The 13,095-nt window shown below is 64.4% G+C and carries 9 protein-coding genes; 8 read left to right on the top strand and 1 reads right to left on the bottom strand.

Going from position 1 to position 13,095, the window contains the following annotated elements; all coding sequences use genetic code 11:
• The first annotated feature begins 86 nt into the window (after window positions 1-86).
• The 6 genes from IVA92_RS21145 (at window position 87) to IVA92_RS21120 (ending at window position 7,662) form a co-directional block, all read left to right on the top strand.
• Window positions 87-977 (top strand): alpha/beta hydrolase, encoded by an 891-nt coding sequence (locus tag IVA92_RS21145; RefSeq protein ID WP_247278916.1) that lies wholly within the window; start codon window positions 87-89, stop codon window positions 975-977.
• A 137-nt stretch (window positions 978-1,114) separates the two neighbouring features.
• On the top strand, window positions 1,115-1,741 hold the full coding sequence (folE, locus tag IVA92_RS21140; protein ID WP_247278915.1) for a GTP cyclohydrolase I FolE: 627 nt from the start codon (window positions 1,115-1,117) through the stop codon (window positions 1,739-1,741).
• A gap of 27 nt (window positions 1,742-1,768) precedes the next feature.
• Window positions 1,769-3,292 carry an FAD-dependent oxidoreductase gene (locus IVA92_RS21135; protein ID WP_247278914.1) on the top strand — a complete coding sequence of 508 codons (1,524 nt, stop codon included), beginning with the start codon at window positions 1,769-1,771 and terminating at the stop codon, window positions 3,290-3,292.
• Between the two features lie 169 nt (window positions 3,293-3,461).
• A complete protein-coding gene (locus IVA92_RS21130; protein WP_247278913.1) occupies window positions 3,462-4,673 on the top strand; it encodes an ABC transporter substrate-binding protein in 1,212 nt (403 codons plus the stop codon).
• A 29-nt stretch (window positions 4,674-4,702) separates the two neighbouring features.
• A complete protein-coding gene (locus IVA92_RS21125) occupies window positions 4,703-5,920 on the top strand; it encodes an acyl-CoA dehydrogenase family protein (RefSeq protein WP_247278912.1) in 1,218 nt (405 codons plus the stop codon).
• Window positions 5,921-6,231: 311 nt separating this feature from the next.
• Window positions 6,232-7,662, top strand: coding sequence for a hypothetical protein (locus IVA92_RS21120; RefSeq protein WP_247278911.1), 1,431 nt, complete (start codon window positions 6,232-6,234; stop codon window positions 7,660-7,662).
• A gap of 258 nt (window positions 7,663-7,920) precedes the next feature.
• Here IVA92_RS21120 and IVA92_RS21115 read toward each other — a convergent pair whose 3' ends face one another.
• Window positions 7,921-9,660, bottom strand: a complete 1,740-nt coding sequence (locus tag IVA92_RS21115) for a methyl-accepting chemotaxis protein (protein WP_247278910.1) — start codon at window positions 9,658-9,660, stop codon at window positions 7,921-7,923.
• A 318-nt stretch (window positions 9,661-9,978) separates the two neighbouring features.
• Here IVA92_RS21115 and IVA92_RS21110 point away from each other — a divergent pair, with 318 nt between their 5' ends.
• Window positions 9,979-11,361, top strand: a complete 1,383-nt coding sequence (locus tag IVA92_RS21110) for an ethanolamine ammonia-lyase subunit EutB (RefSeq protein ID WP_247278909.1) — start codon at window positions 9,979-9,981, stop codon at window positions 11,359-11,361.
• Between the two features lie 147 nt (window positions 11,362-11,508).
• On the top strand, window positions 11,509-13,095 hold the full coding sequence (locus tag IVA92_RS21105; RefSeq protein ID WP_247278908.1) for a B12-binding domain-containing radical SAM protein: 1,587 nt from the start codon (window positions 11,509-11,511) through the stop codon (window positions 13,093-13,095).

The raw sequence follows: 13,095 nt of genomic DNA, 5'->3' as shown, positions 1-13,095 counted from the left end.
CAGCGATATCCGGGTTCAGCATGCCTCATCCCGGATGTCGCTTCGCTGGTCCGGACTATGATAGCGAACAGCTTGGCGAAAAAATCATGCAACACAAAACGATCGCCACCGACATCCTCGAGATCGCCTATCTCGACTATGGCCCGATCGACGGCTGGCCCTGCATCATGGGCCACGGCTTTCCCTACGATGTGAACGCCTACGCCGAGGCCGCACCGATCATTGCACGGGCCGGCGCGCGGGTGCTGGTGCCCTGGCTGCGCGGCTACGGGCCGACGCGGTTTCGTGCTGCCGGGACGCTGCGCTCCGGCGAACAGGCGGCGCTTGGCGTGGATCTCCTGGCCTTCATGGACGCCCTCGGCATCAAGCGCGCGGTCGTCGGCGGCTATGACTGGGGCGGACGCGCCGCCTGCGTGGTTTCGGCGCTCTATCCGGAGCGCGTGATCGCCCTCGTCTCCGGCAATTCCTACAACATCCAGAACATCGCCCGCGCGATGGAGCCGGCCTCGCCGGCCGAAGAGGCCGCGCTCTGGTATCAATATCTCTTCCACAACGAGCGCGGCCGCCGCGCGCTGGAGCGCAACCGGCGCGGCTTTGCGCGTCAGCTCTGGTCGATGTGGTCGCCGAAATGGACGTTCGACGAGGCGACGTTCGAGAAAAGCGCGCTATCCTTCGACAATCCTGATTTTGTCGATGTCGTGATCCATTCCTACCGCCACCGCTATGCGCTTGTTGACGGCGACCCCGCCTATGCCGCGATCGAGGCCAAGCTCGCCGCGCAGCCGCCGATCCGCGTCCCGACCATCGCAATCGACGGCGACAGCGACGGCGTCAATCCTGGCACCGCCCATCACGCGCGCAAGTTCGAGGGGTTGTTCGAGCGGCGCGTCTTCACGAATGCGGGTCATAATTTGCCGCAGGAGCGGCCGGTCGAATGGGCGAGGGCCGTGCTCGACGTCCGGAAAGCGGCCGCATAGAGCCCGTTTCTAGTCTCGCGGCTGGCTTGTCTGTCATGCTTCCGATTTTTCCTGATTCTGGGAACCTTTTCCGATTGCAGCCGTCCAAGCTGTGGGGCCGCCTCTGTGTTGCGGCTCGTCGCAAGGGGAGGATCTAGATGAAGTCACAAGTGCGCAAGCTGGAACGTGTCGCGGTTGCGCAGAGGCCAACCGAACGGCCTGATCGGGCGGAGGTCGAGCAAGCGGTCCGGACCATGATCCGCTGGGCGGGCGATGATCCCGCGCGCGACGGCCTGCGCGATACACCGGATCGGGTTGCGCGTGCCTTCGAAGAATATTTTTCCGGCTATGCGCTGGATCCAACCGAAATCCTGCAAAAGACCTTCGAGGAAATCGAGGGCTATGACGAGATGATCGTCCTGCGCGGCGTCCGCTTCGAAAGCCATTGCGAGCACCACATGGCGCCGATCGTCGGCCGCGCCTGGGTTGCCTATATTCCGCAAGGGCGCGTGGTCGGCATCTCAAAGCTGGCGCGCGTGGTGGACATCTATGCGAAACGCCTCCAGATCCAGGAGAAGATGACCGCGCAGATCGCCAATACCATCAACGACGTGCTGAAGCCCGAAGGCGTCGGCGTCATCATCAAGGCGACGCATCACTGCATGACCACGCGCGGTGCGCACAAGCCCGGGACCGATCTCGTCACCAGCCGCATGCTGGGCGTGTTCCGCGACAATGCGCTGACACGTCAGGAGCTGTTGGGGCTGGCCAATTCGGACGATTGATCCGCGCTTGCTCAAGGAGATGACGCCATGACCGAGGACAATAAGCCGAGCGGACCCGATCTGGCCAGGGGCGTATCACTGACCGCGTTCGAGGACGGCAAATTGCTCGGCCACGTCGGCGAGGAAGACGTCCTGCTGGTGCAGGCCGGCAGCGAGATTTTTGCGATCGAGCCGGCCTGCAGCCACTACCACGGCCCGCTCGCCGATGGTCTGGTCGTCGGCGACACCATCCGCTGTCCCTGGCATCACGCCTGCTTCTCCCTGCGCACAGGCGAAGCCACCCGCCCGCCGGCGCTGAACGCGCTGGCGGTGTGGGAGGTCACGCGCGATCGGGACAACATCGTCGTCCAGCGCAAGCGCGACGCACCGAAGCCGTCGGCAGCGCATCGCAGCGCGTCGACGCCGGAGAAATTCGTGATCATCGGCGGCGGCGCGGCTGGCTTCGCCGCGGCCGACACGCTCCGGCGCGAGGGCTTTGCCGGTGCCATCACCATGCTCAGCAATGACGGCGCGATGCCGGTCGACCGGCCCAACCTGTCAAAGGATTACCTCGCCGGCAACGCGCCAGAGGATTGGCTGCCGCTGCGGGCCGAGGATTATTATCACGACGCGGGCATCGATCTCAGGCTCAACACGAACGTCTCCGCCATTGATCCGCAGGCGCGCAACGTCACGCTGGGCAATGGCGACAGACTGCCGTTCGACAAGCTGCTGCTGGCGACCGGGGCCGAGCCGGTCAAGTTGCAGATCCCGGGCGCGGACCAGCCGCGCGTCCACACCTTGCGCTCGGTTGCCGATAGCCGCGCCATCATCACGGCCGCAGGGACCGCCAAGCGCGCCCTGGTGATCGGCGCCAGTTTTATCGGCCTCGAAGTCGCAGCTTCCTTGCGGGCGCGGAAGATCGAGGTGCATGTGGTCGCGCCCGAGCAACGGCCGATGCAGCGCGTGCTCGGCTCGGAGATGGGCGACTTCGTTCGCGCACTGCACGAAGAAAACGGTGTGATCTTCCACCTCGAGGACACCGTGGAGAAGCTCGAGGGCGCACGCGCCACGCTGAAGAGCGGCGGCGTCATCGAGGCCGATCTCGTCGTGGTCGGCATCGGCGTCAAGCCGCGTCTCGCGCTCGCCGAGCAGGCGGGTCTTGCCGCCGATCGCGGCGTGAGCGTGAACGAATATCTGGAGACCAGCGCATCCGGCATCTTCGCCGTCGGCGACATCGCGCGCTGGCCCGATCCGCACTCAGGCCAGAACATCCGCGTCGAGCATTGGGTCGTTGCCGAGCGCCAGGGCCAGACCGCAGCGCGCAACATGCTCGGCAAGCGCGAGCGCTTCGACGCGGTGCCGTTCTTCTGGTCCCAGCATTACGATGTGCCGATCAACTATGTCGGCCACGCCGAGAGCTTTGACGATATAGTGATCGACGGCAGCATCCCGGGCAAGGACTGCCTGCTGAAGTACCGCAAGGGCGCCCGCGTGCTCGCGGTTGCTTCGATTTACCGTGATCTCGACAATCTCAAGGCCGAGCTCGGGATGGAGCGGTCGCGCACCTGAAGCCAAGCATCGGGTTTGACCCTCAACTCCTCACGTTACAGGCGCTGGAGGCGCTCCATCAGCAACTCGACGCAAGACCGTCTGGCGCAACTCCGCTGATCTGATGTGCTGACAAAAAACAGCACGCAGCGCGTTCGCTTCGCGCGGAGATGATCACCGGGGAGAAACCATGAAATCCGCCTTGGTCCTGGCCGCAGCGCTGGCTTCCGCCTGTCTGTTCACGCCCGTCGCCGCGCAAAAATCCTACGGTCCGGGCGTCACCGACACCGAGATCAAGATCGGCAATACCATGCCCTATAGCGGCCCGGCCTCGCCGCTCAGCATCACCGGCAGGGTGATCGCGGCCTATTTCGATGAGGTCAACGAGAAGGGCGGGGTCAATGGCCGCAAGCTCAATCTGATTTCCCTGGACGACGCCTTCTCCCCGCCCAAGACCATGGAAGCGGCGCGGCGGCTGGTCGAAGGCGATGGCGTCGCCTTCATCTTCGCCACCATGGGCACCGCGCCGAGCTCGGCGATCGCAAAGTACCTGAACAGCAACAAGGTGCCGCAGCTGTTCCTGATCAGTTCGGCCTCGAAATGGAACGATCCCGCCAACATGCCCTGGTCAATGGCGCTGCCATGGGCGCCGAACTACACCAGCGAAGCGGCGATCGACGTCGCCTATGCCCGTGCCAAGAATCCGAATGCGCGCTTTGCGGTGCTCTATCAGAACGACGACGCTGGGAAGGAATATCTGCGCGGCGTCAAGGAAGCGCTCGGTGCCGACGCCGACAAGGCGATCGCGATGGCCTCGAGCTTCGAGGTTGCCGACCCCACAGTCGATTCCCAGGTGCTGACGCTCGCCAATACCAAGGCCGACGTCTTCATGATCTATTCGGTGACGCCGCGCGCCTGCGCGCAGGCGATCCGCAAGGCGCATGAGGTCGGCTGGCAGCCGACGCGCTTCCTCGCCTCCGGCTGCGCCAACAAGGCGACCGTGATGGTGCCGGCCGGCCTCGATGCCGGCAAGGGCGTGCTGTCGCTCGGCGCGCTCAAGCCGTTCGTCGCCGAGCCCAAGAACGATCCGGCGATGACGGCCTATATCGATTTCATGAAGAAGCGCCTGCCCAATGCAGACATCAACAACGTCGCCGGCCTCTACGGCTACACCGTGGCCGAGGCGCTGGTGGTCCTGCTCAAGCAGTGCAAGGACAATCTGACGCGCGAGAACATCATGGCGCAGGCGTCGAACCTGAAGAACGTGCCGCTGTCGCTGCTGATGCCCGGCATCACCCTCAACACCACCCCGCAGGATTTCCGCCCGATCAAAGACGGCTACATGCTCCAGTTCGACGGCAACGACTGGGTCGTGGCGAGCGAGCTGCTGCGCGGTACCTGACGCGCCGGCCGAGCGAACGGGAGGATACGATGGATTTTCAACACTCCGCCCGTTCGCTCGAGCTCCAGGACCGCGTCCGCCAATTCATGCGGACGCATGTCGAGCCCGTCGAGGAGCTCTATTACGAGCAGGTCAAGCCGGAGGCCGCGCGCTACAAGACGCCGCAGGTGCTTCAGGACCTGAAGAAGCTGGCGCGGGAGCACGGGCTCTGGAACCTGTTTCTCTCCGGCGAGCACGGACCGGGCCTCAGCAACCTCGACTACGCGCCCGTGAAGGAGATCATGGGCCGCATCCTCTGGGCGCCCGAGGTCTTCAACTGCTCGGCCCCTGATGTCGGCAACATGGAGGTGCTGGCGAACTACGGCACGCCCGCGCAGCAGGAGCGCTGGCTGAAGCCGCTGCTGGAAGGGCGCATCCGCTCCGGCTTCTCGATGACGGAGCCGCAGGTCGCCTCCAGCGATGCCACCAATATCCAGTGCGAGATCCGCCGCGACGGCGACGATTACGTCATCAATGGCCGCAAATGGTTCACGTCAGGCGCCATGAACGAGGATTGCGAGATCCTGATCGTGATGGGCAAGACCGCGCCCGATCATCCCGACCGCCACCGCCAGCAATCCATGATCCTGGTGCCCAAGGCGACGCCTGGCGTGCGCATCGTCCGCGATATGCTGACCTACGGCTATGACGACGCGCCGGTCGGCCATCCCGAGATCGTCTACGACAACGTCCGTGTGCCCGCTGAGAACATCCTGCTCGGCGAGGGCCGCGGTTTCGAGATCGCGCAGGGGCGGCTCGGGCCCGGCCGCATCCACCATTGCATGCGGCTGATCGGCTGTGCTCAGCGCGCGCTGGAACTGATGTGCCGGCGAGCGACTTCCCGTCTTGCCTTCGGCAAGCCGCTGGCGGAGCAGGGCTCGGTGCGCGAGGACATCGCGCACTCCTTCTGCGAGATTGCGCAGGCGCGGCTGCTCACGCTGCAAGCCGCCGATAAGATGGACCGCGACGGCAACAAGGCCGCGCGCGACCTGATCGCCGCCGCCAAGATCGTGGTGCCCAGCATGGCCGCCCGCGTCATCGATCGCGCCATCCAGATCCACGGGGCTGCCGGCGTCTCGCAGGACACGTTCCTTGCGCGTGCTTACGTCTACGCCCGCTTCATCCGCATCGGCGACGGGCCGGACCAGGTGCATCTTGCGGCGGTGGGGAAGGAGCTGATCAGGCGTGGCGGGGTGACGGCGGGCTAGGGCTATTGCGCTCCTGCTCTCGGTCAGTCGGATAGCCAGGCTGCCCATGTCGAATGCAGGCGCACCGGGCCCACGTCTCCAGGGCTTGATAGCTCTCGCCCGAAAAAGACCGTGATGGCCACCGGAAGCGAGATCTCTGCGGCAGGGCGAAGTGCCTTCACTGTTACCCTCTTTTAGGGCGTGTGGGCTAAACACGCGGGTGCCCGATCGATGCGGATGTCCGCCTAGGCTGCCACGGGCTGCTCTGCAGGAGAAGGTACGCCGTGGGTCTGTTAGATGACCAATTCAGCGCAAGACGACGTTGGATTGTCGTGGCTGCGATCCTCCTGGCGGCCCTGGTCATTCAAATCCCCCTCGTCCTCCACGCGGATCTGGGCTGGCTTCTGACTGCAAACGAAAAGATCCTGGATGGCCGGAAGCTCGGCATCGACCTCTTTGAGTCCAACCCGCCTCTGTCGGTCTACATGTACATGCCGACGGTGATGCTCGCGCGCGTGACCGGTGTTGCACCCGAATTCGTCGTGATCGTCTTGGTGATTGCCGAGATCGCCGGCGCGCTTCTGTTGATGGACCGAGCGGCCGCAGCCGCAAGGCTGGGAGCCCGGGAGAGAAGTATTTCAACCTGGTCGTTTGCGCTTCTGCTCGCAATTCTTCCGGGTGCCATCTTTGGACAACGTGAACACATCGCGGTGATCGCGTTGATCCCGTTTGTCGCCGTCGCCGCACTGCGCTGGCGCGGGCTCGATTCTGGATGGGTGGCGATCGTCGCCGGAGCGGGGGCGGGGCTCGCCATGAGTATCAAGCCATTCTTTGCTCTGGTGGCAGGCCTCCCGATCATCCTGGGCGCGCTCCGCCAGCGTTCTTTCAGGTCCTTGTTCACCTCGGAAGCGTGCACGGCTGCTGCTGTCGTCATCGGCTACGCGGCGGTGGTGATAGCCGTCTTCCCCGCCTATCTCTCCACCTATGCCCCGATGGTCGCCGAGGCGTATCTGCCGATCAGAAGGGAATTTGGTCGCCTGCTCCCCATTCCAATCGCGGTGATAGGCGCTTCCATCGGCTTCCTGCGCCTGCTTGGCCGCCAAACTCTCAAAATGCAGAGCGAGGCGATCCCTTGGCTGGCCGCCGCGGTCGGCGGAGCCGCGGGTTTCCTTCTTCAGGGCAAGGGCTGGCCATATACGGCTTTCGCGCTTTGTCTGTTTGCGATTGCGGCGCCGCTGCTACAGGCCTGCGCGAGGGCAGTGCGAGCGCCGATTGTGATCGGTGGCCTCGCAACCGTTGTGGCCATCGGGCTGTATTTGTCCTCACCGGCCCCAGGGTTTCCGCCGTTGAAGGAGCGTGTCCAGGCCCTCGTGAAGCAGCCGCGGCTGATTACGATCACCGACCACATCGGACTGGGGCACCCCCTCGTCCGTCAGATCGGCGGCACTTGGGTGGGCAGCTCGTGTGCGCAGCTTTTGGCGGCCGGCGCAATACTGCGCGAGAACAGCTCGCAACCGACTCCGGAGGAGCGGGCACGATTGGACAGCATCATCAATTTCGAACGACGGCATTTGCTGGCGGACCTGCGAAACGGTCGGCCAAATGTCATTCTCGTGGATACTTATCTGCTGAGCACGTTCGAGTTCGATTGGTTGGCCTGGGCCAATTCAGACGCTGAACTCAAGCTGGAGCTAAGTCGCTATCGCGAAATCGAGGACGTCGGCCGCGTTCGCATCTTCGTCGATCGATCAAGCCTGGAATGATAAGCCGCTCTCTCGTTCGATGTGCACCGACCGAACGGCAGATAAAGGCTTGCGGCGCAGCCGGGGCTGCAGGGAGAACGCTGGAGGGCGCGCCATTGCGATGGTGACATCATGCCCCTGTTTTGCCCGACGTGTCAAACGGCTTCGTGAAATCCGCAGTCGTTGGCGCCGACCGTCAAGTCATTGATATAGCTGCCCCCGCCTACTGTGCATGGGGTTGTTTTTCGACTTTTTTCGAGGATGGGCCTTGCCGTTCGCTCACCCCGCCTTGGCGGTGCGGCCGTCCGCCGCGCCCGAACGCAGGTTCTGGAAGAATTTCTCGACCTCGCGCGACAGCGTGTCCGCCGTCTCCGTCAGGCTGCTCGCCGCCGTCAGCACGGATGCCGCCGCCGTGTCGGTCTCGCCGATCGCGTCGCGCAGCGAGGTGATGTTGGCGACCAGGGTCTCGTTGCCCTGCGCGGCCGATTGCGCGTTGGAGGAAATCTCGCGCGTGGCGGCGTCCTGCTGGTCGATGGCGCCGGCGATCGCCGAGGTGACCTCGTTGATCTCGCGCACCGCGCCGCCGATCTCGCGGACGGCCTCGACCGCATTGCGCGTGGAGGCCTGGATCATCGAGACGTTCTCGCCGATCTCGGCGGTGGCCTTGGCGGTCTGGCCCGCGAGCGCCTTCACCTCATGGGCGACGACGGCAAAGCCGCGGCCGGCATCGCCGGCGCGGGCCGCCTCGATGGTGGCGTTGAGCGCGAGCAGGTTGGTCTGCTCGGCGATCGCCTGGATCAGGTTGAGAACGCCGTCGATACGTTGGGTGGCCGCGGCAAGGCTCTCGATCTCGGAGATCGACTTCTCGGTGCGCTGGCCGGTCTGCTCGACCGCGCCGGCGGATTGCCGCACCTGGCGACCGATCTCTTCCACCGAGGCCGACAGTTCCTCGGCGGCGCTCGCCACCGCCGTGACGTTCTGCGAGGCCTGCTCGGTGGCGTTCGCCGCCGTGCCGGCGCGACTATTCGCATCCGCAGTGACGCGCGTGATGGTCTGCGCCGTCTCGCGCATGGTGGAGGCGTTGTCGCTGAGGCCGCGCATGATGGCGCCAATCGCCTCGCGAAACGCCTCGACGGATTTTTCGATATGGCGGGCGCGCTCCTCGCGCGCGGCGGAGTCGTGCGAGACCTGCGAGGCGAGATTGCGGTTGCGGTCCATTGCCTCCTGGAAGACCTCGATCGCGCGTGCCAGCGCGCCGATCTCGTCGGCTCGGTTGCTATAGGGCACCACGACGTTCTCGGTCCCGTCGGCGACCTGCTTGATGGTCGCCGTGATGGCCGAGAGAGGCCGTGCGATCGAGCGGGCGATGATGACGATACCGATCACGACCAGGGCCAGCGCGATGCCGCCGAGGCAGGTCAGGACGAAAGACAGCGTGCGATTGGTCTCGGTCTGCTGGACGATTTGCCTGCCGCGTTCGGCATACACCTTGGAGAGCGCTTCGAGGTCCTTGTTCAGCGCCGAGCGCACGCTGCGATTGGCGTCGTTGTCGCCCCATTCGCGGCCCGCGGCCGCATTGATCTCAATGCCGCGGCGCACCAGCTCCTTGCGGAACTCGACGAACTGTTCGATGCGCTTCTTGAAGGTGGAAAACTGCTCGGCGTCGTCGGCCTTGACGATAGTCTCCCAGCGCTTCACGACGTCGAGGATCTGCGCGTTGAACTTGAGCAGGCCCTCGCCGTATTTCTTCACCACGGCGGGCTCGGTCGACATGTAGACGCCGCGCGATTCCATCACGACCGCATAGACCAGCGAGTTGACCCGCTCGACGTTCAGCGCGGCCGCGTTCGCCGTCTCGATCGCGCTGGTCAGGTCGGCGCTGCGGCGGCTGTTGTAGTCGGACAGCATCGCGATCGCTGCCGTGAGCAGCGCAAACAGCGCGAAAATCGCGTAGAGCTTGGTGGCAAGCGTGAAACGGCCGGCGAGGCCAGCGGCATTCCCAGATCGGTCTGATGGCATGGTGTTCAAGAGGCCCGTGATGGCCTGGAGCGGCCGGTGGCGCGGTCGTTTGAATTTGATGCAAAACTATGCAGAACGAAGATGGATGCGGCGTTAACGCCGCAGGCCCGGAAGAGCGCGCCGGCCGGGCGGAAACACGAAATGTTTCAGCTGGTTGGGAAAGCTCAGTCGATCTCGGGCAGGTCGCCCCCGGGAATCCGGCGGGACGCTCCAAACATCGGCGTGCACGCCGGCCGCCGAAAGCGTATTCCTACCGTCGGGATCGCCTTCGAGATTGAATTTGGACTCGGCCACTGGCCGACGACCCTGGAGAGGCCCTTGGTCTACCGCCACACCATCGACGCGACGACCTACACGTTCCCGGACCTGCGCGACCTTCTCGCCAAGGCGACGCCGCCGCGCTCCGGCGACCGGCTGGCCGGGATCGCCGCCGCCAGCGCCGAGCAGACGATCGCGGCGCGGATGGCGCTCGCCGATCTCCCCCTCGGACAGTTCCTCCAGGAAGCCGTCATCCCCTATGAGGCCGACGAGGTCACCCGACTCGTCGTCGACAGCCACGACGCAAAGGCCTTTGCGCCGGTGGCCTCGCTGACGGTCGGCGCTTTCCGCGACTGGCTGCTATCGGACGCCGCCACGCCCGAGGCATTGAAAATGCTCGCGCCCGGCCTCACGCCGGAAATGGCGGCCGCGGTCTCGAAACTGATGCGCAACCAGGATCTGATCCTGGCGGCGCGGAAGTGTGAGGTCACCACCGCCTTCCGCAACACCATCGGCCTGAAGGGGCGGATGAGCACGCGGCTGCAGCCGAACCATCCGTTCGACGATGCCAGGGGCATCACCGCCTCGATCCTCGACGGCATCCTGCTCGGGGCCGGCGATGCCTGCATCGGCATCAACCCGGCGAGTGACGATCCGGCCGTCGTCGCCCAATTGCTGCGGCTGCTCGACGAGATCATCGCGCGGCTGAAGATCCCGACCCAGGGCTGCGTGCTCACCCATGTCACGACGACGCTGTCGCTGATCGGGCAGGGCGTGCCGGTCGATCTCGTCTTCCAGTCGGTCGCCGGCACCGAAGCCGCCAACCGCAGCTTTGGCGTCGACCTCGCGCTTCTGAGGGAAGCCCACGAGGCCGGGTTGTCTCAGCGGCGCGGCACCGTCGGGCAGAACGTGATGTATTTCGAGACTGGCCAGGGCTCGGCGTTGTCGGCGGGCGCCCATCACGGCGTCGACCAGCAGACCTGCGAGGCGCGCGCCTATGCGGTCGCCCGCGCCTTTGCGCCGCTTCTGGTCAACAGCGTGGTCGGCTTCATCGGACCGGAATATCTCTATGACGGCAAGGAAATCATCCGGGCCGGGCTAGAGGATCATTTCTGCGGCAAGCTGCTCGGCCTACCGCTTGGGGTCGACATCTGCTACACCAACCACGCCGAGGCGGACCAGGACGACATGGACAATCTGCTGACGCTGCTCGCCGCCGCCGGCGTCACCTTCATCATGGGCGTGCCCGGTGCCGACGACGTCATGCTGAACTACCAGTCGACCTCTTTTCACGACGCGCTTTATGTCCGTGACGTCTTTTCCCTGCGCCGCGCGCCGGAATTCGATGACTGGCTGGTGTTATCAGGCATTGCCGGCGCCGACTTCCGCCTTGCCGGAGATGCAGGCCTGCTGCCCGATTTTGCCTCGCGGCTGATCGCGTAAGATCACGGAAAACGCCCGGGAAACTATTGGTGCCCCTCGCGAATTGAATGCCGGCCACAATATTGAGAAATTCCGGCGACAGCATTACGCTAGGTGACTGGCTGGCAATTTCCGCACCATTCGGTCGAGCGTGGCGGGGGAGCTTTGATGCGAGCTGAAAGTAACGGAACGTCCCGGCGGATTCTCTGTGTGTTTCCGCGCTACACCTCGTCGTTCGGCACGTTCGAGCATTCCTATCCTCTGACCGACGGCGTCCGCGCCTTCATGCCGCCGCAGGGGCTGCTGCTGATTTCCGCCTATCTTCCGAAAGAGTGGCAGGTCAAATTCGTCGACGAGAACCTTCGCCGCACGTCGAAGGAGGAGTTCGAATGGGCCGAGGCGGTCTTCGTCAGCGGCATGCACATCCAGCGCCAGCAGATGAACGACATCTGCCGCCGCGCCCATGAATTCGATCTGCCGGTCGCGCTCGGCGGTCCCTCGGTCAGCGCCTGCCCGGATTACTATCCGTCGTTCGACTATCTGCATGTGGGCGAACTCGGCGACGCGACCAACCGGCTGATCGACATCCTGTCGCGCGACACCTCGCGGCCCGCGCAGCAGGTCGTGCTCACGACCAAGGACCGCGTGCCGATGACGGAGTTTCCGATCCCGGCCTACGAACTGGCCGACGTCAAGAAATACTTCCTCGGCAGCATTCAGTATTCCAGCGGCTGTCCCTATCAGTGCGAGTTCTGCGATATCCCCGGCCTCTACGGGCGCAATCCCCGGATCAAGACGCCGGAGCAGATCATCGCCGAGCTCGACCGTCTGCGCGAATGCGGCATGACCGACACCGTCTATTTCGTCGACGACAATTTCATCGGCAATCGCAAGGCGGCGATGGACCTGCTGCCGCATCTGATCCAATGGCAGAAGCGGACCGGCTACGTGGTGCGGCTCGCCTGCGAGGCGACGCTCAACATCGCCAAGCGACCCGAGATCCTCGAGAAGATGCGCGAGGCCTATTTCATCACCATCTTCTGCGGCATCGAGACGCCCGACCCCGATGCACTGAAGGCGATGCACAAGGATCACAACATGATGGTCCCGATCCTGGAGGGCGTGCGCACCATCAATTCCTACGGCATGGAGGTCGTGTCCGGCATCATCATGGGACTCGACACCGACAAGCCGAACACGTCGGAGGCGCTGCTCGCTTTCGTCGAGGAGTCCCGGATTCCGCTGCTCACCATCAACCTGCTCCAGGCGCTGCCGAAGACACCGCTGTGGGACCGGCTGGAGCGTGAGGGACGCCTGGTCGACGACGACCGTCGCGATTCCAATGTCGATTTCCTGTTGCCCTATGACGAGGTCGTCGCATCCTGGAAACACACCATGGCGGTCGCTTACGCGCCCGAGAAGGTCTACGCCCGTTACCAGTATCAATGCGACCACGTCTACGTGCACCGCCTCAAGATGCCGGTGCCGGACGAGATGAAGACCTGGCCCAATATCAGACGCGCCCTCGTCATGCTGCGCAACATCTTCTGGAAGGTCGGCGTGCTCGGCGACTACAGGCGCGTGTTCTGGAAATTCGCGCTCGGACGCATCAAGCGCGGCGACATCGAAGGCCTGATCGGCTGCACCCTGACCGCGCACCACCTCATCACCTTTGCGCGCGCGGCCTCCAGCGGCAAGCAGAACGCCTCGAACTATTCCATTCGCCTGCGCGAGGCCGCCATTCCCGCCGAATGA

It is taken from the genome of Bradyrhizobium sp. 154, assembly GCF_023073875.1.
Classification (GTDB): Bacteria; Pseudomonadota; Alphaproteobacteria; order Rhizobiales; family Xanthobacteraceae; genus Bradyrhizobium.
The sequence above is the reverse complement of the archived record's forward strand: the minus strand, read 5'-3'. Positions and strand labels throughout refer to the sequence as shown.